Source organism: Desulfocurvibacter africanus subsp. africanus DSM 2603, from assembly GCF_000422545.1.
GTDB classification, from domain to species: Bacteria; Desulfobacterota; Desulfovibrionia; order Desulfovibrionales; family Desulfovibrionaceae; genus Desulfocurvibacter; species Desulfocurvibacter africanus.
Genome location: NZ_AULZ01000005.1, coordinates 1 through 21,377 on the forward strand (window position 1 = coordinate 1; position 21,377 = coordinate 21,377).

21 protein-coding genes are annotated in these 21,377 nt (G+C 64.7%); all 21 read right to left on the reverse strand.

What is annotated here, in order from left to right; genetic code table 11:
• Positions 1 to 130: 130 nt before the first annotated feature.
• The 21 genes from H585_RS0104130 to H585_RS0104235 all read right to left on the reverse strand — a co-directional run bounded on the left by H585_RS0104130 (position 131) and on the right by H585_RS0104235 (position 21,302).
• Positions 131 to 1,597: a cobyrinic acid a,c-diamide synthase CobB gene (locus H585_RS0104130; RefSeq protein ID WP_027366870.1), complete on the reverse strand. Its 1,467-nt coding sequence runs from the start codon at positions 1,595 to 1,597 to the stop codon at positions 131 to 133.
• Positions 1,598 to 1,871: 274 nt separating this feature from the next.
• Positions 1,872 to 2,114 (reverse strand): dissimilatory sulfite reductase D family protein, encoded by a 243-nt coding sequence (locus H585_RS0104140; protein WP_014259501.1) that lies wholly within the window; start codon positions 2,112 to 2,114, stop codon positions 1,872 to 1,874.
• Between the two features lie 68 nt (positions 2,115 to 2,182).
• Complete coding sequence (gene dsrB / locus H585_RS0104145) at positions 2,183 to 3,328, reverse strand: dissimilatory-type sulfite reductase subunit beta (RefSeq protein ID WP_027366871.1); 1,146 nt, start codon at positions 3,326 to 3,328, stop codon at positions 2,183 to 2,185.
• A 63-nt stretch (positions 3,329 to 3,391) separates the two neighbouring features.
• Complete coding sequence (dsrA, locus tag H585_RS0104150) at positions 3,392 to 4,702, reverse strand: dissimilatory-type sulfite reductase subunit alpha (protein ID WP_027366872.1); 1,311 nt, start codon at positions 4,700 to 4,702, stop codon at positions 3,392 to 3,394.
• Between the two features lie 413 nt (positions 4,703 to 5,115).
• Positions 5,116 to 5,874, reverse strand: a complete 759-nt coding sequence (locus H585_RS0104155) for a DVU0298 family protein (protein ID WP_027366873.1) — start codon at positions 5,872 to 5,874, stop codon at positions 5,116 to 5,118.
• Positions 5,875 to 5,997: 123 nt separating this feature from the next.
• Positions 5,998 to 6,621, reverse strand: a complete 624-nt coding sequence (locus H585_RS0104160) for a tetratricopeptide repeat protein (RefSeq protein WP_027366874.1) — start codon at positions 6,619 to 6,621, stop codon at positions 5,998 to 6,000.
• A 60-nt stretch (positions 6,622 to 6,681) separates the two neighbouring features.
• Positions 6,682 to 7,029: a hypothetical protein gene (locus tag H585_RS0104165; RefSeq protein WP_014259496.1), complete on the reverse strand. Its 348-nt coding sequence runs from the start codon at positions 7,027 to 7,029 to the stop codon at positions 6,682 to 6,684.
• On the reverse strand, positions 7,030 to 7,893 hold the full coding sequence (locus H585_RS0104170) for a YkgJ family cysteine cluster protein (protein ID WP_027366875.1): 864 nt from the start codon (positions 7,891 to 7,893) through the stop codon (positions 7,030 to 7,032).
• A 269-nt stretch (positions 7,894 to 8,162) separates the two neighbouring features.
• Positions 8,163 to 8,351, reverse strand: coding sequence for a ferredoxin (locus H585_RS0104175; protein ID WP_005989478.1), 189 nt, complete (start codon positions 8,349 to 8,351; stop codon positions 8,163 to 8,165).
• 296 nt (positions 8,352 to 8,647) lie between these two features.
• A complete protein-coding gene (locus tag H585_RS0104180; protein WP_027366876.1) occupies positions 8,648 to 10,108 on the reverse strand; it encodes a sensor histidine kinase in 1,461 nt (486 codons plus the stop codon).
• Positions 10,109 to 10,328: 220 nt separating this feature from the next.
• Positions 10,329 to 11,432, reverse strand: a complete 1,104-nt coding sequence (locus tag H585_RS0104185; protein ID WP_027366877.1) for an inositol-3-phosphate synthase — start codon at positions 11,430 to 11,432, stop codon at positions 10,329 to 10,331.
• A gap of 99 nt (positions 11,433 to 11,531) precedes the next feature.
• On the reverse strand, positions 11,532 to 12,191 hold the full coding sequence (locus tag H585_RS0104190; protein WP_027366878.1) for a CDP-alcohol phosphatidyltransferase family protein: 660 nt from the start codon (positions 12,189 to 12,191) through the stop codon (positions 11,532 to 11,534).
• A gap of 74 nt (positions 12,192 to 12,265) precedes the next feature.
• Entirely contained in the window at positions 12,266 to 13,081 is an 816-nt protein-coding gene (locus H585_RS0104195; protein ID WP_027366879.1) for a class I SAM-dependent methyltransferase, read from the reverse strand.
• The gene (locus tag H585_RS0104200) at positions 13,071 to 14,174 is read right to left on the reverse strand and encodes a glycosyltransferase family 9 protein (protein WP_027366880.1); all 1,104 of its coding nucleotides are present in this window, start codon (positions 14,172 to 14,174) and stop codon (positions 13,071 to 13,073) included. The genes H585_RS0104195 and H585_RS0104200 overlap by 11 nt, the downstream gene beginning before the upstream one ends.
• Before the next feature lie 6 nt (positions 14,175 to 14,180).
• On the reverse strand, positions 14,181 to 14,975 hold the full coding sequence (locus H585_RS0104205) for a TIGR04290 family methyltransferase (RefSeq protein WP_027366881.1): 795 nt from the start codon (positions 14,973 to 14,975) through the stop codon (positions 14,181 to 14,183).
• A gap of 71 nt (positions 14,976 to 15,046) precedes the next feature.
• The gene (locus tag H585_RS0104210; protein WP_027366882.1) at positions 15,047 to 15,652 is read right to left on the reverse strand and encodes a histidine phosphatase family protein; all 606 of its coding nucleotides are present in this window, start codon (positions 15,650 to 15,652) and stop codon (positions 15,047 to 15,049) included.
• Positions 15,649 to 16,557 (reverse strand): glycosyl hydrolase, encoded by a 909-nt coding sequence (locus H585_RS0104215; RefSeq protein WP_014259487.1) that lies wholly within the window; start codon positions 16,555 to 16,557, stop codon positions 15,649 to 15,651. The genes H585_RS0104210 and H585_RS0104215 overlap by 4 nt, the downstream gene beginning before the upstream one ends.
• A 246-nt stretch (positions 16,558 to 16,803) precedes the next feature.
• Complete coding sequence (locus tag H585_RS0104220; RefSeq protein WP_027366883.1) at positions 16,804 to 17,892, reverse strand: CgeB family protein; 1,089 nt, start codon at positions 17,890 to 17,892, stop codon at positions 16,804 to 16,806.
• Positions 17,883 to 18,977, reverse strand: a complete 1,095-nt coding sequence (locus tag H585_RS0104225; protein WP_027366884.1) for a CgeB family protein — start codon at positions 18,975 to 18,977, stop codon at positions 17,883 to 17,885. The genes H585_RS0104220 and H585_RS0104225 overlap by 10 nt, the downstream gene beginning before the upstream one ends.
• Positions 18,974 to 20,107 (reverse strand): CgeB family protein, encoded by a 1,134-nt coding sequence (locus H585_RS0104230; protein WP_027366885.1) that lies wholly within the window; start codon positions 20,105 to 20,107, stop codon positions 18,974 to 18,976. The genes H585_RS0104225 and H585_RS0104230 overlap by 4 nt, the downstream gene beginning before the upstream one ends.
• Before the next feature lies 1 nt (position 20,108).
• Complete coding sequence (locus H585_RS0104235) at positions 20,109 to 21,302, reverse strand: glycosyltransferase family 4 protein (RefSeq protein ID WP_027366886.1); 1,194 nt, start codon at positions 21,300 to 21,302, stop codon at positions 20,109 to 20,111.
• Positions 21,303 to 21,377: the final 75 nt, after the last annotated feature.

Consider the following 21,377-nt stretch of genomic DNA (forward strand, 5'->3'; position numbering starts at 1 on the left):
CGTTGACGGCGCAAGTGAATTGCGCCTACGCCTACGCGGCGGCAAGCCATGCCGACGCATGGCTTGCAGAGCATTTTCAAAAGCAAAATGCTCTAAGGTGAGTAAGCCTCCAGGCCATTTCGGGGGACAACTACACGGATTCGGGCTGTCGGATGATCCCCGCGTACTCCGCGGCGGCGCGCACGAAATTTGGCGCCCAGTCGCGGGTGCCCAGGGCGTGGATATGCGTGTAACCGGCAAAGGTGCGCTTGTGCATGAGCCCATCCTGTCCGGCATGCATGCCTGAACCGCGCTCGACGCGCAGGGCGAAATCCAGGTTCGGCGACGGTCCATCCAGGCAGCAGGCCGAGTAATGGAATTCGTGCCCCGCGATGCGCTCGCCTGCCCGGAAGAAAGGCGTGTCGCGCACGGCCTCGGCCTCGATGTAGCCCAAGCCCTGCGGACGGCTGCACAGCCGGGTGGACACGGGGAAAACACCGGCCATGGGCCAGGCTTGGCCCTGGTATTCCAGGTGGCGGGCTAGATACATGAAGCCGCCGCATTCGGCGTATACCGGCATGCCCACTTCGGAGAGCCCGCGCACGCGCTCGCGCACGTCCACATTGGCGGCCAGGGTTTCGGCGTGCGTCTCGGGAAAGCCCCCGCCCAGATACAGGCCATGCAGTTCGGGCCAAGGCTCTGATGAAAGGATGCTCACACGCACGATCTCGGCTCCGGCGCGCTCCAAGGCCTCGATATTCTCGGGATAGTAGAACCACAGGGCGGCGTCCTGAACCACGCCGATGCGCGGCTTACGCGGCAATGGCAACGGCTCGGGCCAGAGCTTCACCGGCGCGCCTTCCGGCACGGGCGGAAGCGGTGCGGACTCTGCGACCGCACGCACTGCCTGCAGGTCGCAGCTCGAAGCCACCATGTCCGCCAAACGGTCCAGGGCTGCATCCACGTCCTTGGCCAGTTCCTGGTCCGACCACAAGCCCATGTGCCGCTCGGGAATCGGGTTCTCGGACAGCTTGGGCAACATGCCCATCACCGGCACGTCCGTGTACTCTTCGATGGCCCCGCGCAGGATGGAGCGATGCCGCTCGCCGGCCGTGCGGTTGCAGACCACTCCGGCAAGTTGCAGGCCGGGCTCGAAGGCCGCGATGCCCGCCACTATGGCGGCGGCGGTGCGGGTCATCTTGGTGCAGTCGAGCACCAGAATAACTGGAGCCTTGAGTTGGCGCGACAGCTCGGCCGTGGACAGGGTACCCTGCACGTCACGGCCGTCGAAAATGCCGCGATTGCCCTCCACCACGGCCAGGTCGAAACCGGCCATGCGATCGGCGAACAGCATGGGCAGCAGCGCGGGCGGCATGAGGTGAGGATCGAGGTTGCAGGCCGTGGCTCTCGCGGCGAGGCCAAGCCACTTGGCGTCTATGTAGTCGGGGCCTTTCTTGAAGGGGCGCACGGCCAAGCCGCTACGGGCCAAGGCTCGACACAGCCCCAGCGATAGAATCGTCTTGCCCGACCCGCCGGAAAGGCCGGCCAGGACCACGCGCGGCATGCGCGGATTGCCGAATGGCTTTGAAGGCTGCACAGAGTTGGAAACGTTCTGCATTGATGGTCTAGTTTGCGGACGGAATGGCTAATGCATTAAGAGCATTTGCTTTTGAAAATGCTCTGCAGGCCATGCGTCGGCATGGCTTGCCGCCGCGTAGGCGTAGGCGCAATTCACTTGCGCCGTCAACGCCGGAGCGGGCGTCTTGAAAGCAATCTGCTCCAATAACACAGAGCCGGGAGGCAGGACGCGTGCTCCCGCCAACCCGGCTCCTGCGTGGGCGGACTCCGGAGCGCGCCGTATATGCGCGGCGAACCCGGAGCCGTGGAAATTGCTAGTCCTCGCCGGAAGCGTGCTTGCCGGCGCCCTTGAGGCCGTACATGGTCGTGGAACCGGAAGACCAGTACTCAAGCTTCTCTTCCTTGACCAGATCGGACAAGATCTTCTTCACTTCGCGCGGCTTGCCGTCGGGAAACAACGCGGTGAAGTCGTTGAAGTAGAACTTGGTCTTCTTTTCTCTCTTTTCCTCAAGGAACTTGAGGACCTCGTCTTTCGCGGTCGCTGGATCGAACGGCATTGCAAACCCCCTTGCTTAGGAGCAGGGGCGCGGCCTTGGCCGCGCCCCTGGTTGAGTGCCTCAGCCTTCTACCACTTGAACTGGGTGCTCTGGCGCCAGGTGTAGTAGGCGTGATCGCGGAAGTCGTCGATGAGGTGGTGGGTGAAGGGAAGTCCGGTGACTTCGAAGAACTTCTCCCAACCGATGCGCTCGGCCCACTCGCCCACGCGCTCGTACTTCCTGGCGTCCTTGGCATAGGCCTCAAGAATCTGCTTGATGACCTTGGTCAGGGACGGCCAACGCGGAGGCTCGTTGGGCACGTAGGCCACGACGACCTTGGAGAACTTAGGCATGGACAGACGGTTGGAAACCTTACCGCCAACCATGATGGCGCAGCCGTCACCCTCGGCGTCAGCCAGGGGCAGCGCGGCGCACATGGTGTAGCAGTTGCCGCAGAACATGCAGCGCTCGTCCTTGATGGCCACGGTGTTGCGCTGCTTGCCGTCGATCTCGATCTTGGTCGGACGGATGGCGGCGGTGGGGCAGGCGGCAACGGCCAGCGGGATTTCGCAGATCTGATCAAGAACCGCGTGGTCCTTGAGGGGCGGCTTGCGGTGGATGCCCACGACCGCGATGTCGGAGCAGTGCACGGCACCACACATGTTCAGACAGCAGGCCAGGGCCAAACGGACCGAAGCCGGCAGCTTCATGCTGGTGAAGTACTCGAACACTTCGTCCATCACGGCCTTGACTGGGCCGGCGGCGTCGGTGGCCGGGGTGTGGCAGTGCTGCCAGCCCTGGGTGTGCACCATGTTCGGGGTCGAAGCGCCGGTGCCGCCGATGGGGAACTTGAGGGAGCCGCCGGGGAACTTGCGGCTCTTCAGGTCGTCCATCAGGGGCTTCACCTTGGCCTTGGAATCGACCATGAACTCCACGTTGTTACGCGTGGTGAAGCGCAGGTGCCCGCCGCAATGCTTGTCGGCGACAGCGCACATCTCGCGGATGAGCCCTACGGACATGAGGCGGGCGGCGCCCACGCGGACGGAGTAGACTTCGTCACCGGACTCGGCCTTGTGCATGAGCACGCCGGGCTCCAGGATCTCGTGGTACAGCCACTGGCCGTAGTTCTTCTTGATGACCGGGGGCAGGAACTCATCATATTTGCGGGGGCCGATATCGGAGATGCGGTTCTCCATCGGCTTCTCAGGATTGTATCCAGAGGAAATGAAAGCCATTGTGCTTCCTCCCTAGGTATTTCGTTAGCTCTTGTTCGCCAAAACCTCAAGCCGCGAATCCGACTAGCGCGCGTGACGCTTGCGGTACTCTTCGATGGGCCGATCCCAGTTGCCAACCTCTTCTTCCTTCCAGAAGATGTAGGGGTTCTCACGGGGATACTTGACGTGGCGCGCATCGGGCTCGACGCCAATGACGTTGAGCACCTTCTGCAAGGACATGCGGCGCATGGTCTCGCCGACGCGCTCGCGGTTCTTGCCCTCTTCCATCCACCAATCCCAGATCTTCTCGACGACTTCCTTGATCTCGTCGAAAGGATCCTCGGCGGGAACGAAGGGCACGATGAGCGAAGACATCTGCTGGCCGTCCAGGATGGGAGCCTTGGCGCCGAGCAGGATCGAGGCGCCGGTCTCGGTGCCGACGCGCAGGGCGCGGGGCATGACGGCGATGCAGTGCATGCAGCGCACGCAGTTCTTGTTGTCGATGGACAGCTTGGAGCCGTCCCACTTGATGCACTGGCCCGGGCAGCGATTCACGACTTCAGCCGTGATGTCGAACTTGCCCCAGTCGCGACCGGCGTGGGCGCCGGCGTTGGGCTTGAACTCGCCGCCGACGTAGGCCTTGACGGCCTCCTGGTCGATGCGGATGTCGCTCTTCCAGGTGCCGATGACCGAGAAGTCGGAACGGGCGATGGAACACACGCAGCCCATGGGGCAGCCGTCGAACTTGAACTTGAACTTGTAGGGGAAGGCGGGGCGGTGCAGCTCGTCCTGGTACTGCTGGACCATGGAGTACTCAAGGGCCATGGTGTCGTAGCAGGCGAACTCACAGCGAGACTTGCCAAGGCAGCCGGCGGGCGTGCGCAGGTTGGAGCCGGAGCCGCCCAGGTCGGTGTTCATATTGTGGGTCAGTTCGAAGAAGATCTCTTCGAGCTGCTCGGTGAAGGTGCCCAGGAGCACGATGTCACCGGTGGAGCCGTGCATGTTGGTCATGCCGGAACCACGCAGATCCCAGATGTCGCACAGGTCTGTCAGGAACTTGGTCGTGTAGTACTTGCCGGACGGCTGGTTCACGCGCACGGTGTGGAAGTGGGCCACGCCGGGGAACTGCTGGGGCATGTCGCAGTAACGGCCGATAACGCCGCCGCCGTAACCGAACACGCCAACGATGCCGCCGTGCTTCCAGTGAGTCTCCATGTCCTTGTAGGAGAGTTCCTGCAAGCCGAGCCAGTCTTCACAGACATCAGCCGGAATCTGGTAATCGATGTTATCAGGGTTAGCCTTGCGACGCTCGGCTTCGCCCTTGATGTCATCAACCCAGCTTGGCCAAGGCCCCTTGGTCAACTCATCGAGCATCGGGGTCTTGTGTTTTGCCATGGTGCTACCTCCATCGGTTTCAATCATTTACAGGCCGCAACCAGTACAGAGCCATCATCTATTACGACCTTCGTCACGCCACAGGCAGGCCGATGCGAAGGGCTCTCTCAGCGCTGGGATGAAAGGATGAGTCCGCCCAATGAAGCCTCATCTCGCCTTATAATGGACAAGAACACCTGTTTGCTAGAAGCAATCAGGGATTTTGTCAACCCAAATGCCTTGCAGGCCAATGACTTGGCGGTACCTGTTCCCTTCAAACCCTCCTTCCAACGGAGCTGCTAGGCAAACTTTTGGGTGCATACGACACCCTCAATTTACCTGATTTCTAGTACCTGAGACATACGAAAAGCACAATGGTTTTACCTGCCAGCCGCATGATGCTGAACTATTTTTCACAAGGCCGGTTTTACTACTCAAGCCAAACGTTTCAAGGCTTCTCTGCTCAGATCGCCCACGGTGGTCCGTATCAGCCGGCCATCCTGAAACAACTCCAGACCGGTCTGATCTTTCATCTGGGCGGTCACCGCATTGCGAACCTCGGGACCGAGGGAGCCGCCGGACTCCGCCAGCAGACCCAGCACCCAGCAGGCCAGCCCCCTGGCCACGGCATCGTGGCACTCCACTGCCTCGGCCGCGGTTTTCCCCTCCACGCCCCTGGAGGGGTCGAGCACCAGCAGCAGGTCGGGCACGGCCTTGCGCGCCAGTTCGGGTCGGGTCCGAGCCAGCCGGCCGAGACCCCACAGCACCCCGCGGCGCAGGGCCGCGTTATCGAGGTAGTTGCCATGGCAGATGTCGCCCCCGGCCTCGCGCACGTAGGACACGAGAATTGAATGGTACTCCCGCGCCAGCCCCTCGTGTCCGGCCAGAATCGCTCCCATGGCCTCGGCCACGCCCCAGCCTATGTTCCCGGACTCCTCGTTCAAGCGCCACATCATCTGGCGCATGACCATCCGCGCGGCTTCCATGTCCCGCCGAGCCAAAGACGACACGGTCAGTCCGAAGGCCTCCACAGCCCGCCAGCGCACGAGATCGTCCCTGTGCAGGAGCATCTGGAACAGCGGCCCAATCAAGTCGCCGGGCCGTTCGCCGGCCAGGCTCTCCACCTGCTTGGACCAGTCGTCCGACGTCAGGGCTTGGACCAGCCCGGCTTTAAGCTCTCGAAAACGCGCCATGAACCCACTCCGGATTTTGTCCTACGCTACGCCCGTTTGAAGCTCACCGCAACGCGGCCCAAACAAAACGGCCGCCTCCCGAAATCGGAAGGCGGCCGTAGACGTGCATCATGGACGAAAAACTTAGGCCCCGTGGGCCTCCAGCTCCTTGAGCAAGCCCTCGGGCGGCTCGAAGCCGGTCTTGCGAGCCTGCTCGACGTACTCGCGGGCCTTGGCGTGGTTGCCGCGCTCGAGTTCCACCAGGGCCAGGTTGTTGAGAGCCGGGCCGAAGTTGGCCTCGATCTCCAGGGCGCGCTTGGAATAGCCCTCGGACTCGTCCAAATCGCCCTTCATGTACAGGGCTCCGCCCAGGCTGGCGATGGCCTGCACGAAGTTGGCGTCCTTTTTGATGGCCTGCTTGAAGGCCTTGATGGCTTCATCGACATTGCCGCGCTGCATGTACACGAAGCCCATGTTGGCGTAGGGCACGGGAAACAGCGGCATGTTCTTGGCCGCGATCTCGTTGTAATGCAGGCAACCCTCAAGATCCCCGCGCTGCATGGCGATGCCGCCGAGCTGCACATAAGCCTCGACCAGCTTCGACGAGCAGTCCACGGCCTTGAGAAAGGCCTCCTCGGCCTCCTTGAACATGCGCTTGGTCAGAAAGCCCATGCCGAGGTTGTAGTGCGTGTTGGCGCACTGCGGGTTGTCCTGGAGCTTGTTCATCTGCTCCGCGATGTATGCGTCGACTTTTGCGGTGTTGCTCATGCGCGTGTCCTCCGAAGGTGGCGAGTATGCATATATGACGGCCTCGGGTCTTCTGCCCGGCTAATCCTTGAGCACGCCCTGCTCCCTGAGAAAATCCAGGTACCAGCGGGCGAAATCCATCATGCCGACGTAGCGGTCGGCGCTGTTGATGATGCCGTTGGCCAAATCGAAGGCCCCCTGGGCATAGGCGTCGTCGTGACGCCGCTCGGGCACGCTGCGCAGGAACGAACGCACGAGCTCGTGGGCCGTGAGCTTGACCTCGTCGGTGCGAATGTCGATAGGGTCGTTGGGCTCGGCGAACGGCTCCCAGCTTTCGTAGCCAATCTTGTCCACGAACTTGCGCCGTCTGGGAGAAAGACGCTCGTAGATGGCCCGCTTCTGAGCCTCGTGTTCAGGACTGCCGGCCACCTATTTGCCTCCGAGTTCGATGATCGTCGGGCTGCCCTTGCACCCGCCCGGTCCGGAAGACGCACAGCCCGTGCAGTCCGACTTCTCGCAGCCGGAGCAATCACCATCCTGGGCCTCGGCCATGGGCTTTATGCCGGAGGCGGCCGGTCTGGCCTCAGCCTGCTCGCCGGCCTGCGCCATAGCGAAGGGATCGGCGTGCATGGCCTCAACGACGGCGGTGTCCTTGCCCAGATACTCCTCATCGAACTTTGTCATGAGCGCCGTGGCCAGGGGGATGTGCATGGTGGTCATGGCCTTGAACTTGGTATTCAGGCTGTCCACGAGTTCCTGACCCAGCTCCACGAGCGCGTCCTGGATACGCTCCATGTTCACCGTGGGATAGGGCTTGCCCGGCTCGAAGCCCGACATGCCGCAGGTGTGGGCCTGACCGCCGATGGCTAGGGGAATGCCGTACAAACGACAGGTGATGGGCCGGATGTCGTAGAGCACGCAGGTATCATTCGCGCCGAGCATGGGACAGCGAATGCGCTTCTTGGCCACGTCCTCCAGGATATCTTCGGCCTGGACACCCGATTCGCTGCGCTTGAAGGCCTTCTTGGCCAGCTTGATCTGCTTGCGCTCGGCCTCGTCGGCGCGGTCCAGCACCGCCTGGCGTTCCAGACCTTGCAGAGTCTGGTTGAACTTGTGGTTTATATAAAGCGCTTCCACGATGCTCAAGTCGAATACGGCGTTGCAGCAGTCGCTGCAGCCCGGCCGACAAGCCACGGCATCGCCGCACTGCTCGCGCACCCGCTGAAAAACCCCGTCCACCGAGGCCACGAGCTTCTCGTACTTGGCAAAGATATCACTGAAGTCCAGAGCCATGCCTTCTCTCCTTGGGGGATGGTTCTCGGCGCGTCCGGTAGCGGCCGGGAGGCTGCGCGCCTTGTCGGCGCGTGTGCCCATCAAGCGCCTATTAGGTCGCGGCAGGACTCAAGTTAGTAAGTGCGATCAGGCGATCCGTCAATGGACGGCAATCAACGGAGACGATCAAGTGGAAACGGATCGAAGGAAATGGCGGGCGCCGACGCAAACAAAAAAAGCGGGAACAGTGGAGATCCACCGTTCCCGCTTCAGATCGGGCGAAACCTGGACTAGTTCTCTTCGACGGTCAGAGCGTCCTGCTCGCAAACTTCGACGCAAGACTCGCAGCCGAGGCACTCATCCTCGTTGACCGCGACAGCCTTGCCGTCCTGCAGCTCATAGACCTCGACAGGGCAAACGTCCACGCACTCGCCGTCGCCGGTGCACTTGTCGGTGTCGATGGTGATCTTGTAACCCATGATGATACCTCCGGAATTTTACTACGAACTCTTTGCGTTATGATACTTGCCCTGTGCGGTCCACGCCGTTGCAGGGCAGGATATCCTTGCGGTGTTGTATGCCGGGTAGAATTGATTTGCGCGTCGCGGCTATTGCCAGAAAACCCCTCCCATAGCCGGACGCATGCCAATCTTCTGCCTTTTGAAGCGGTTACGCGCCTGAACGCGCTTCAAGTGCCGATAAGCCCAGCCAATAGCCTCTCGCTTGAGCGGGTGTCAAGCCACGCCGGGAAATTTATGTTGGAGTGCGAGATTTTCTACGCTCCGGCGGCGGAGCCCTTGTGGACAGGCAATACGAAGGAGAAGATGTTGCCTCCCTCCACCGGCTCGTAGCCGACTTCCCCTCCGTGCAGGGTGACGACCTCGCGCACGAAATGCAGGCCATGGCCCGTGCCGTACTCCCCCTGCACATTGGAGCCGCGGAAGCCCTCGGTATACAGCCGGTCGGCCTCTTGCGGCGTCAGGTTGGGACCCGTGGAGAAAACGTAGCAGCGCACGCCATCCTGGCCTCGGCCGTAGCGATCCGGTTCCAGGGCGCAGCCGTAAGTCACGTACTTCCGTCGGCCCGTGGAATCCTCGACTTCGCGTGTGTACTTCACGGCATTGGAGAAGAGATTGGAAAAGACCTGACTTATCAGGCCGACGTCCACCTCGGCCTCCAGCTCCGGATCGAGTTGCTTGCCCTCGGGCTCCACGACATCGATGCCCCGCTCTCCAAGCCGGCCGCGGAAGCGCTCCACCTGGGGCGCCACGATCTGACGCTGAACGTTCGCGGGCTGCATTTCGAGCACGTAATGACCTTGTTCGAAATGACCGCGCCGCAGGAGCGTCTCCAGGAACATGCTGGTCTGCTCGTAATGGCGGTAAATCTCCCGAAACTGTTCCATGAGCGACTCGTAGGTGTAGTCCATCTCTTTCTGCAGGCGCTTGCAGGCCGCGGTCTGCTCCGAGTCATCAATGGTGCAGCTGCCGGTGAATTCCGCGAACTGGGTGCTTATCTCGCGCAATACGCGGATCTTGGATTCCAGGCGGCGGTAGAAAAGCTTGAAGTACATGTTGGGGACTATGACGTTGTGGCCGATATCGTCCACCAGGGAGCGGATGAACTGGAGGTGCTCGCGGTTCTTGGTGCTGATGAGCCGGTTGTGCAGCTGAAAACCGATGCGGTTGGCGTACTTCTCGAAGAAAAGGCGCTCATGAGGGCTCAGGTTCTCGGCCGGAGTCACGTCCAGCAAGCCGATGACCGCGCGCTTTGGCGAAAAAGCCATCTGCTCCAGCAAATCGCGGTTGCCCTTGATGGGGATATAGAAACGACCGTCCCGCACCGTGGGCATTTGGACGAGCGGCGGCTCCTTCACGACCCCGGGTTCCTCGTCCCAGGGCACGGCCGCCGAGCAACGCCATTCAAGTCGGTCGTCCTTGCCGATGAGGAAAAGCGTGGCCTGCTTCTGGAAGAAGATCTTGGGCACGAGCACGCACAGGGCATAGAGATCGAAGACGTTGTCGTACTCTTGGGCCAGATCGAAAAAGATGTTCAAGGCCCGGCTCTCGAGGAGGGTGAAGCGGTAGTCCTCGTAGTCGTCGATCTTCTCGTGGACGCGCGTCTCCAGGAAGGCCATGCGCTCCCGCCCCGAGGTCCGCGCGTTGCGCCGCGCGTCGCTCTCGGAGGCGGACAGCAGGGACTTGTCATTCTGGACCGTGGCGGGATCAGGGGTCACGGGCTCTCCTTCAGTTCATCACCTATGGCCCGAAACCGGCGCGCGGGTCAAGGCGGCCCACGGACTGCTCCCGCCGCGGGCCTAGAGCAGATTGCTTTTAAGACGCCCGCTCCGGCGTTGACGGCGCAAGTGAATTGCGCCTATGCCTACGCGGCGGCAAGCCATGCCGACGCATGGCTTGCAGAGCATTTTCAAAAGCAAATGCTCTCAGGCGGACGGATCACCGCTCGCATTCGCCGCGGATGAACTCCTCGGTAAGGCGGCAGGCCTCGTCATCCGTATACTGCACGGGCGGGTGCTTCATGAAATAGGCCGAGGGCGAGGTGAGCGCGCCGGCCACGCCCCGCTCGCGGGCAAGCTTGAGGCAGCGGATGGCGTCGATGACCACGCCGGCCGAGTTTGGCGAGTCCTCCACGGACAGACGGCACTCCAGGCTCATGGGCACGTCGCCGAACAGGCGGCCTTCCAGGCGAATGTAGGCGACCTTGTTGTCCTTCTGCGACGGCACCCAGTCGCTGGGGCCGATATGGACATGATCACCGGTCAGATGCTGCTCGGTCTGGGATGTCACGGCCTCGGTCTTGGAAATCTTTTTGGACTGCAGCCGCTGGCGGTCGAGCATGTTCAGGAAGTCGGTGTTGCCGCCGAAGTTGAGCTGATACGTCGAGTCGATCTTGACCCCGCGGTTGCGGAACAGGCGGGTCAGGGTGCGGTGAACGATGGTCGCGCCCAGCTGCGACTTGATGTCGTCGCCGATGACCGGAATACCTGCTTGCTCGAAGCGGGCGGCCCACTCCGGGTTGCTGACGATGAACACGGGGATGTTGTTGACCAGGCTGACCCCGGCCTCCAGGGCGCACTCGGCGTAGAAGCGCGTGGCCTGCTCCGAGCCCACGGGCAGGTAGTTGAGCAGGATTTCCGCGCCCGTCTCGCGCAGCACGCGCACGACCTCCGCCTTGTCGGGCTGCGCGGCGTCGGCCGGCGCAAAGGTGTAGCGCTCGTCATAAGCGCGCATGTGCTCGGCCATTCCATCCAGCAAGCGGCCCATGCGCACGCTCACGCCCGCGGGAGGCATGTTCGGGCAAAAAATCTTCGTGCAGTTGGGCAGACAGTGCATGGCCTCGTGCACATCCTTGCCTACCTTGCGGCGGTCGATGTCCCAGGCCGCCACGACGCGAATATCCGCCGGCGAGTAGCCGCCCAGGTCCCAATGCATGAGGCCGATGGCTTCCTCGGACTTGCCCTGCCTGTAGAATTCGATGCCCTGAAGCAGTGCGCTGGCGCAGTTGCCGATTCCGACTATCGCTATCTTAATTTCTTTCATTCTCACCTGTCTCCAAGGACCTGAACTTACTAATTCATCCTAGCACGAAAAAAGCTGGGCAACAATAAACAGTCACACATTGGCGATGCATACGAGAACTCACGCGGAATCAGGTTCCCGGCTTGCCGGCTTCCGGACCGGAGCCAGGCTGTCCAAACTCCGGCCCACGCGCAGCAGCCGGTGACCGGCCGTAAGCAGGCACAGGACCAGATAGAGCCACAGCCCGCCCCAGAGCATGGCGCTCCGGCCTTCCTGGGCCAGCCCGGCGGCCAGAGCCCAGACCAGAAGATAGACCGTGCGTGCCTCGCGGCTCATGAGCGCCGAGGGGCACGATCCGCCCAGGCCCTCGATGCGGGCCTTGATGTAGCTGATGAGCAGCGTGGCGGTCATGGCCGCGAAGAACAGGGCCGTGGCCGGGACGAAGTGCGGATCGTCGCGGAACAGAAGCCAGAAGCCGGCCAGGTAGAACACGTCGGCCACGCGATCCGTGCTGGAGTCGAGCAGCGCGCCGAAGCGCGTGGACAGCCCCATTTCCCGCGAGACTAGGCCATCCAGGGAGTCGGCCAGCCCGGACAGGGCCATGGCCGCCAAGCCCCATAGCGGGTGCAGGGCAAAGGCCGGCGGCACGAGGCAAGCCACGGCCAGCCCAGCCACGGTGATGCCGTTGGGGCCCAGGCCGAGCCCGCGCGCTACGGGCAGCACGCATGCGGCCAGAGTGCGATAGTAGCCCCGGCCAAGCCGACTAGTGCGAAGACCCATAAAAATCCGCCCCCCTGCTGAAAGCCGTGGACCGCACACGGCGAGCGCCTGGCATCCAAAGCCTGGCGCAGGCATCAAACGCGCACCAGGATCAGGCCCACGGAGGTATACGGGTAGCCATGAAAGCGGCTCATGGCCGGCCTGACCAGCTCCCAGTCAACCTCCAGATCCACGCCGCCCTCGATGCGGAAACCCTCGGCGTTAAGGATGTGCCGACTCAGGGAATCCCGGTCGAACACGTTCCAATCGACCCGGAAGGAGCGGCCCGGCCCCTCGTGCCACATCTCTTCGGATGCGTCGCGGGCGTAGTCCGTGGTCAACAGCAACCGGCCGTCGGGCCTGAGCACGCGGCGCAATTCGGCCATTGCCAGAGCAATGCCGGACGCCGGAAAATGCTCGATGACCGAAATGCAAAATACGGCTTGAAATACACCCTCGGCGAACGGGAGACAAGCCAGGTTTCCCTGGATGCTCAAATAGTTAAGCCCGTGAAGCGCCGCGAGCCCAGCCGGAGGGTTCAGGTCCACGGCCGCCACCGACATGCCTTGCGCGGCCAGATAGGCCGGAAAGATGGACCCGCCGCAGCCCGCGTCCAGCACACGGTCGCCGGGCCGCAAGCCCGCCTGCTCCAGGGCCCAGGGATACTCCCAGCGCTTGCTCGGGTGCAGGTAGGACACATCCTCGCGGGCAGTCATGCGCTCCATCTCGCGCACGATGTCCCGGTAGTCGGGCCGCTCCAGCTCGGCCAGATCCAGAGGCCGGTTGGGGGCGCGGCAGGCAGATATAATGGGAGCTTGTGAGGAGGGCGAAGAGGGCCTCCGGCGGCCGGGGGAATCATTCCCCCGGACCCCCGCATTGTTAGCGTTATGCCGTTTGGCATCAGGCGACATGTTCTTCCTTTTTGTCCTGGGCAGCCTCGTTCACGCGTCTGCAAGCAGCCATGACCGCCTCGGTCGATACATGGGTTACGCAGCCGCCCGGCCCGGCCAGGTCGGAATACAGGCAACGACCGGTGGCAATGCACGCGGGCGGGCCGAAGGTATTCCGCCGGCGCAGGGGGCAAGCCACGTCCGGCTCGACAGCCACGCAGCCTGCGTGGCGCGGCAGGTAGATGCGCGGGTCCGTGGGGCCGAACACGGCCAAGGCCGGCGTGCCCACTGCCGCGGCCATGTGCAGGAGGCCGGTATCGTTGCAAACAAGCGCCCGGCAGCGGGCCAGAACGGCTGCCGTAATCCGCAGCGGCAGACAGTTAGCCAGGCGCACCCTGTCCTGGCGGCGCATGGAGGCGAGAACGTGTTGCGCGTCCCCGGCTTCCGGACCGGCGAGAATGAGCACAGGACGGCCCAGTTCGTCCGCCACCATGTCGGCGACCCTGGCCAATCGCTCTTCGGGCCAACGCTTGAGCGGCGAGGAAGCCACGGCTGACACGGCCACGACCTGACGATCATCCGCCAAGCCCAGCCCGCGCAGGATCAGTGTCGCGTCCTCGCGCTCATCCTGCTCCAGCGCCAAGCTTGGCGGGTTGGCGGGGTTCAGCTCAAGTCCCCAGCCACGGCGAATGTCCTCGATCACGGCATCCTGGCCGCTGCCGTTCCGGGCCAGAATAGCAGGCAGCGCGCCTTCTCCCGAATCCAGGAACAGCCCTCCCCGCCGCCACAAGGCCAGGCGTACGCAGGTCACGGCATGGGACACGTCCAGCACCGCGTCGAAATTCCGCTCATCCAGCCAGCGTTCCACCTCGGTCGTGGCCACCGCATCGCCATAATCACCCCAATGCCGCAGGCCGAAGCCCTGCACGGCCACGACCTCGTCAACGCCTTGGTTGCGCGCCACCAGCGCCGTGGCCGGGGCGGCCCCCAAAGCCGTTATGTGCGCTCGCGGGGATGCGCGGCGCAGAGCCCGCAGGGCAGGCGTCTCCATGACCACGTCGCCGATGCCGTAGCGCAGGCAGACCAGGATGCGTCGCAAGCTGGAAAAATCCATGCCGTCCTACCCGCCCCCCGGAGCCGCGCGGCCCAGGGCGGCCGCGAACTCCTCCTCGAAACCCAGGCCGCGGCGCGACTCGCCCTCTGGGTCGGGTTCGCAGAGCCAGACTTCCGTGCCAGGCCGGGCGACGACCTTGAGGGCGCGCGTGCGCAAGACGGCTTCCACGCAGGACGGATTCGGCACCCACCAGTTGGTTGGGTCGCCGGCCATGGAGTGCTCCACGAAGGCCATGCGCGGCCAAGCTTCGGAAACCAGTTCAGCCCGCTGGGCGAAAGGCAGGTCGCGCACCTCCGGCCCCTGCTCCGGGCCGGGCATGATCAGGGTCTGGAAGGCCAGCAGCCGGCCGACCTTCTCGCGCACGATATCCAGGGCCAGCAGGGGATAGCGCAGGTGGTAGAATACGCCCAGGAACAGCACCAGGTCGCAGGTCCCGGCCATGCGGGCCAGCTCGTAAACCTGCATGCGCCGGAATTCGATGCGCTCGGCCAGGCCGTAAACCCTGGCGGCCCAGGCGGCCTGGGACAGATAGTGCGCGTTGGAGTCGATGGCCGTGACCCGCGCTCCGCGCCGAGCCAGCTCGAAACTGTAGAAGCCCGCGTTGCAGCCGATGTCCAGGACGGTCCAGCCCGTCATGTCCTGGGGCAGCAGCGGGGCCAGCTCCTGCCACTTGTAGGCCGGAAAATCGCCCAGAAAATGGTCGGGCGCGGTCTGTGTGCCGTCCGGCAGGTGCAGGTTGTGGAACCAGGGCTGCATGCTTCTGGCCGCGTCGGCCAGGCTGAGTCCAGCGGTTTGGGCCATGACGTCTCCTTGCCGCGGCGCCGTGACTCCGGCAGCCGCGCGATGTGTCCGGACACGAGTGAGTTGACGCATCACAGAACCGGCAAGGCCCCCGTGTGGTTCAGGCAACGCAACTCCGCGCCCCACTCCTCCAGGGCCAGCACGCTCACCGAGGCTGGCTCCAGGACCACGCGCAACACGAAATCCAGAGGCAACCCCAGGAAATGCATGAGCGCCGCGCGAATAGTGTCGGCATGGCTGACCAGGGCCACCCGGCTTCCGTGATATTCCTCGCGCAAGGCCAGCATGAGCCCAGCCACGCGCGCCTGGACCTCCAGCATGGTCTCGCCGCCTGGAATGCGCGTGCCGCTGCGGAAGCTGTTGAAGGCCTTCCAGCGCGGATCGCCTTCCAGTTCCGCGTAGCTCTTGCCCGTCCACTGCCCGTAATCCAGCTCGTTCAACTCCTGCCGAACATCCACTCGCACCCCGACGGCCTCGGCCAAGGGCGCAGCGGTCTGCCGGGCGCGCTCCAGAGGGCTCGACAGCACGGCGGACAGCCCGACGCCGCGCAAGCGTTCGGCCACTTCCCGCGCCTCGCGCCGGCCCCGCTCGGTCAGCTCCACGCTCGGACTGCGGCCGTTGATCGCCTTGCCCACATTGTCGGCATGGCCATGGCGCACCAGCAGGAACATACTCATGCGAACCTCTTCACGGCCCCGGCACCGGCCGGCACGTAGCGGTCCACGACCTGGGCCGCGAAATAGGCAAACTCGCCCGGGTCCAAGGGCGGGCTAGTGTGGCAGGGCCGCTTGCCCCGCGAGGGCGGAGTGAAGCAGAGCGTAACCGTGACCTCGAACTCCTCCAGGGCCTCCATCTGACGGTCGAACCAGCGCACAGCCTCGGGCCTGTGCCAATCGGCCCAGCTGATGCCCGTGCGCAGCCGGCGCACGCCTATCTTGCGCAGCCACTCCACGGCCAGCTCCAGGCGGTGGTCCTCGAAGTGGAACCACTGGGCGATGCCCAGTTCGGGATCAAAATGCTCCAGCGCCGGCTTTGGCCTGCCGTCGGCGCGGATGAGACCCATGTGGAAGTGGCGGTAGTAGGAGCTGCCCTCGCTCTCCTTGTGGCGCGTGGTGGCCTCCCAGGTGGGCGGCAGGTCGAACAGGCTGTACCAGAAGATCCGCTCGGCCTTGCCGCGCAGCAGCTCGGCCGTGCGCTTGAGGCCGAAGGACTGCACCTCGTAGGCTCCAAATGTGGACACGCCCACTTCCGTGACCCACACCGGCTTTCCGGTCAGCTCGGCCACCTCGCGCACCTTGTCCGGCCACTCGTCGATCATCCAGTGGTTCCAGTCCAAGGGAAAACCATGCACGGCCACGGCGTCTACCGCGTCCAGCACGCCGAAGCCGGCCAGCCTGCGCAGAAACTGCGGATCGATGGGCGAGATGCCACCCAGAACCTGGGTCAGCCCAGGGCGCGCGTCGCGCATGGCTTGCGAGGCCAGCAGCGCCATGTCCGAAAACTCCCGCCACTCCGGGTCCATGAGGAAATCCCAGTGCGAGAGGTTGTTGGGCTCGTTCCAGATCTTGACCGCTTCAACCATGCATTCTCCCTTTAACTGACTTTGTGGAGAGGGCGCTGCCCTCTCCACGCCTCTCCCGGCAGGGGTGCTGCCCCTGCACCCCGCCAGGGAGATGATCTCCCTGGACCCTGCATTTTGATGACGCGGACGAGTGCGTCGCCGGCACGTCCGGACTTCCCCCCAAACATCGCGGGTCCAGGGGCGCGCCTTATCCGACGGCCCTGGCGGGGTGAAGTCTGGAGAGGGGCAGCGCCCCTCTCCAGGTCTTTACGCGCTCCAGCGCTGCTCGCCGCCATGGCCGGCAGCCTCTTCGGCATACGCCACGAGTTCCCGCGCACGCGCGTCCGCCGTGTGCGACTCCAAAACCCTGGCTCTGGCGGCCCGGGCCAGGCTTCCGCGCTCGGGCTCGCTCATGTGCGTCATGCAATCGGCCACATCCTGGCTGGATGCGGCCACGATGATTTCCTCGTCGGGCCGGAAGAAGTCGTCCAGCCCAGCCCACCAGTCGCTGATCACAGGCGTGCCGCAGGCCCCGGCCTCGAACAGACGTATGCTCGGCGACCAGCCTGCCGCAACCATATCCGCGCGGGTCAGGTTGAGCGTGAAGCGTTGGGCCGCATAGAAGCCGGGATGCTCGGGCGGCGGCAGATGTTCCACGCGCGCCACGTTGCCCGGCCAGGCGATATTCGCCGGGTACTGCGGTCCGGCCACCACGAAATGCTTGTCGGACAAGCTCTGCGCCGGCTCCAGCATGAGCCGCGAGAGAACCGGCTGGCGCGTGGGGCAGTAGGTGCCCAGGTAGCCCAGGTCCCACTGCGGGGCGCGGCGCACGGGGTAGTAGTTGCGCGGGTCCACGCTGCAGTACAGGGGCCGGGCCATGGGCGAGCCGAACTCCTTCTCCAGGCGCGTGAGCGTCGGCCCGCCGGTGAAGGAAAGGTACAGGTCGTAGGCCGGGATGAGCGACGGCTCCAGGTAGGCGCACTCGCCGCGCGCCAAAGCCGCCAGCGTCACGGGCGTGTCGATGTCGTAGAAGGCCCGCACGCCGCTCGCCGTGTCGAGCACGAAGCGGCCCACCTGCACGCCTCGGGGCACATAGGAGCCCACGATGACCAAGTCGGCCTCGCGCACGGCCTGCACATGGCGTGGGGAAAGATCCTTGATGCGCTTGTAGAGCACTGTCTCGCAGAAGGGCGGCGAGGGCAGGTCGCGGTTCTCGGCATACCAGGGCACGTCGCGCTCCAGGAACAGCACGCGATGGCCGCGCGCGGCCAGGGCGCGCACCAGGCCGCGATAGGTCACGGCATGGCCGTTGCCCCAGGAAGAGGTGATGGACAACCCGAAAATGGCTACGCGCATTGGACGGCCTCCCGGTCCGTGATCTCGCCACGCAGCAGCCAATCGAGTCCGCGCGCCCGGCGGGCATATGTGTGCTGATCCATGGCCCGCGCCAGGGCCGCCAGGCCGATGACCCGCGCCTTGCGCGGCGAGAGGTCGGCCAAGACCTCGGCCACCTCCTCGCCGGAACCGGCCACGAGTATCTCGCGGCCCGGCTCGAAGAAGTCTCCCACGCCCGTGAAGGCGTCCGTGATGACACAAGCGCCTGCCGCCGCAGCCTCGAAGACCCGCGTGGCCGGCGACCAGCCGTTCAGGGCCATGCTCTCGCGGTTGATGTTGAGCACGGCAAGGGTCGAGCAGTTCAGGGCGTTGTGGTCCGCGGTGTAGACATGGCCGAGCCAACGCACGTTGCCCGGCATCGGCTTGCCGTCCCAGCCGTTGCCGCCCAGCAGGAAGCTCCGGCTCGGCAGGCGCTCGGCGGCCTTGAGGAAGAACTCCTCCACCCTGGCCTCGCGGTCGGGCAGCCGGTTGCCCAGAAAGCTCAGATCGGCCCGGAAGCGTGCCCTGCAGCCCACGGGATGGTGCGTCTCGGGCGAGAATCCATTGTAGATCGGCACGCACAGCCGTGCGCCGAACTTTTCAAAGGCCTGCACCACGGGTCGGCCGCCCCCGTAGGTCAGCACCAGGTCGTAGCGCGGCAGGTTGGCGCGCATGGGGTCGGCCGGATCGGCGTCGATTCGCGCCAGCGTGGCCGGAGCATCCACGTCCCAGTAGGTCACCAGGGTGGACGGGGACTGCAGCCGCAGCACCTCGCGCTCCAGGTACTCGTCGAATATGCCCACGCCGCTGGCCTTGACCACCACGTCGGCTCCGGCGGCCTGCTCCAGGCAGGCGTCCACGCCGTCCTGCGTCGGCGGATAGACCACCACCTTCACCCAGTGCGGGTCGTCCATGTCGCGGTGCTGCTGACGGCCGTAGGCATCGGGCTCGTAGAAGGTCACGCGCCAGCCCAGGGAGTGCAGCTCGCGGATGAGCCCGCGGTAATATGTCGCGGCCCCGTTCCAGTAGGCGGACACGAGGCTCGAACCGAAGAATGCCATATTCATGCGTTTGCCTCCGTGGCGGTAATGGCGCGCGCGGTCCGGCTCTCCCGGCCCAGCCCTGCGCAGATATTCAGCAGCTCGACGGCCCGATGGCCGCAGGTGTGGCGGGAAAGAACGGTCTCCAGCCCGCTGCGGGCCAGGGATTCGGCCAGATCCGGATCACAGAGCACCTCGCGCATCTTGAGCTCCATGTCCCGGCCGCAACGGGCTGACAGGTAGTCCTGGCCGGGCCGGAACAGGCCCTCGATGTCCTCCCAGAGCGAGCACAGGAGCGGGATGCCGCAGGCCAGGGCCTCGAACACGCGGATGGTCGGGATGCCGGGGAGCTGGCGGGTGTAGAGCCGCCTGGGCACGTGCACGGTCATACGGTGGGCTGCGAATATCTCGGGAACGCGATGGTTGGCCAGCCAGCCCATGTACTGCGCGCCGGAGCGATGCACGGCCAGCAGGCCCGGCTCGGGGTAGCGCACGCCGTACACGCGCGCGGACAACCCCTGACAGCGCAAGGGTCCGTACAGGAACTCGCGCAACTCGTGGCTGCGCTCGCCGTCGCCCCAGTTGCCCACGAACACGAGGTCGCGCTCCCGGCGCAGCTCGGGCCTGGGCCGGAACAGCTCCGTGTCCGCGGCCTCGTGCCATACGTAGGCACGACCGTCCCAGCCCTGGCGCACATAGACCTCGCGCAGGGCCCCGCCGAATGCCAGCACGCCGTCGAAGGCCGAGAGGTCGAAGGCGGCCATTTCCTCGGGCCTGCTCACGGCCCGGTGGTGCGTGTCATGGAAGAAGAGCAGGAATTGCCCGCCGCCCGCGCGCCTGCGGCCGATGCGGCCGGCCAATGCCGGGTCGTTCCACTCGTGGACCAGCACCACATCCGCGCCATCCAAGGCTTGATCCAGATCCAGTGAGTCCGGGTCGTACTCCTGGGAAGTGAAGCCGGAAAAGGCACGGTAAAAATCGTCCTCCGCACGGGGGTCCGTTTCGAGCATGTTCGCGCGGCTCCAGCCGTCGACCGGCTCGTACACCCGGACCTCATGGCCCAGGCCGGTCAAGGAGCGCACAAGACCACGCAGGAAGTGGGCATTGCCGTGGTTCCAGCAGGAAACCAGCGAGTGATAGAAGAGCACGAAGCGCACTCTAGGCTCCCTGGGCCAAGGCCAGCGGCCCTTGTCCCGAGTCGTCGGGGCCCTGGTCATCGGGTTCGATTTCGCTGGAGGAGGCGTGCTCCAAGTCGATGACCCCTAGGCCGTCGCCTACCATGAGGTTGTAAACCGCGGCGTAACGCAGGGCCATGCGCTCCACGCTCATGGCCAGGGCCCTTGCGCGGGCCTCGCGGGCCAGCCGCGTGCGCAAACCCTTGCGGATCATGAGCAGGGTCAGGGCATTGCGCAGCTCCCTGGGCTCGTCGGGGTCCACGAACAGCGCCGCGCCGTTCCACAGCTCGCGCAGGCTGCCGATGTCGCCCAGCACAAGGGCGCAGCCGCTCATGGCCGCTTCGAGCACCGTCAGGCCGAATGGCTCGTAGCGTGCGGGCAGGCAGTAGATGGAGGCCTTGGCCATGTGTCCGGCCAAGGCCGCGCGCGGCAAAAAGCCCAGGTACTCGGCGTTGGCGGGCTTGCAGGATGTGCCGCAAGGGTGGCGCCACTCTCCGGCGATTCTCACGGGCCAGGCCAGGTTGCTGGCGGCCTTGTCCAGGCTGGTTACGTTCTTGGCCTCGTCCCACACGCGCCCGGCCCCGAGCACCAGCGGCTGCTTGCGGCCGGGCGAGAACAAGGCGGGGTCGCAGCCGTTGCGGATGACGATGGCCGGAGCCGAGCGGCCGTACAGGCTGTGTATCGTGCGCAGCATGTGACGCGTCGGCGCGGCCACCGCGTCGGCTCCCAGCAGGCCACGCTTGACCAATTCGGCGTAGCCCAACCACTGTTTCGGGGCCATGCGCCCCTTGACCGCCAGCCACCAGGACAGCACGCACGAATGGGCCACGACGAGGCAAGGCGCTTTCCAGGGCAGGCAGCCGTGGGCGTAATTGTTCAGATGGATCAGGTCCGGCCTGACCACGGACTCCAGGTCCAGCAGCCATTCCCCGGCTCGACCCACGTCCGCCGTGCCGCCGTCCATCCACTCCAGCTTGAAGTCGCCGTGGTGCAGCTCAAGGCCGACAATGGACTCGGCCTCGGCGCGCCGCTCGGCGGACAGGTCGCCCATGACCGCCAGGGTCACGCGCACGCCGAGCTTCGCCAGGCCCCGCACCAGGTCCAGGCAGTAATCCCAGACCCCGCCCACGGCATCGGCGGTCATGAGCACCCGCCGCACTTTCCTCGTTATGGTCATGCCGCCTCCAGCCAAAACAGATTGCTTTTAAGACGCCCGCTCCGGCGTTGACGGCGCAAGTGAATTGCGCCTACG

Bases quoted from the DNA above. Each gene is read 5' to 3' on its own strand.
- H585_RS0104130 (WP_027366870.1), bottom strand. From the start codon at position 1,597: ATGCAGAACGTTTCCAACTCTGTGCAGCCTTCAAAGCCATTCGGCAAT.
- H585_RS0104140 (WP_014259501.1), bottom strand. From the start codon at position 2,114: ATGCCGTTCGATCCAGCGACCGCGAAAGACGAGGTCCTCAAGTTCCTT.
- dsrB (WP_027366871.1), bottom strand. From the start codon at position 3,328: ATGGCTTTCATTTCCTCTGGATACAATCCTGAGAAGCCGATGGAGAAC.
- dsrA (WP_027366872.1), bottom strand. From the start codon at position 4,702: ATGGCAAAACACAAGACCCCGATGCTCGATGAGTTGACCAAGGGGCCT.
- H585_RS0104155 (WP_027366873.1), bottom strand. From the start codon at position 5,874: ATGGCGCGTTTTCGAGAGCTTAAAGCCGGGCTGGTCCAAGCCCTGACG.
- H585_RS0104160 (WP_027366874.1), bottom strand. From the start codon at position 6,621: ATGAGCAACACCGCAAAAGTCGACGCATACATCGCGGAGCAGATGAAC.
- H585_RS0104170 (WP_027366875.1), bottom strand. From the start codon at position 7,893: ATGGCTCTGGACTTCAGTGATATCTTTGCCAAGTACGAGAAGCTCGTG.
- H585_RS0104175 (WP_005989478.1), bottom strand. From the start codon at position 8,351: ATGGGTTACAAGATCACCATCGACACCGACAAGTGCACCGGCGACGGC.
- H585_RS0104185 (WP_027366877.1), bottom strand. From the start codon at position 11,432: ATGAAAGAAATTAAGATAGCGATAGTCGGAATCGGCAACTGCGCCAGC.
- H585_RS0104190 (WP_027366878.1), bottom strand. From the start codon at position 12,191: ATGGGTCTTCGCACTAGTCGGCTTGGCCGGGGCTACTATCGCACTCTG.
- H585_RS0104195 (WP_027366879.1), bottom strand. From the start codon at position 13,081: ATGTCGCCTGATGCCAAACGGCATAACGCTAACAATGCGGGGGTCCGG.
- H585_RS0104200 (WP_027366880.1), bottom strand. From the start codon at position 14,174: ATGGATTTTTCCAGCTTGCGACGCATCCTGGTCTGCCTGCGCTACGGC.
- H585_RS0104205 (WP_027366881.1), bottom strand. From the start codon at position 14,975: ATGGCCCAAACCGCTGGACTCAGCCTGGCCGACGCGGCCAGAAGCATG.
- H585_RS0104210 (WP_027366882.1), bottom strand. From the start codon at position 15,652: ATGAGTATGTTCCTGCTGGTGCGCCATGGCCATGCCGACAATGTGGGC.
- H585_RS0104215 (WP_014259487.1), bottom strand. From the start codon at position 16,557: ATGGTTGAAGCGGTCAAGATCTGGAACGAGCCCAACAACCTCTCGCAC.
- H585_RS0104220 (WP_027366883.1), bottom strand. From the start codon at position 17,892: ATGCGCGTAGCCATTTTCGGGTTGTCCATCACCTCTTCCTGGGGCAAC.
- H585_RS0104225 (WP_027366884.1), bottom strand. From the start codon at position 18,977: ATGAATATGGCATTCTTCGGTTCGAGCCTCGTGTCCGCCTACTGGAAC.
- H585_RS0104235 (WP_027366886.1), bottom strand. From the start codon at position 21,302: ATGACCATAACGAGGAAAGTGCGGCGGGTGCTCATGACCGCCGATGCC.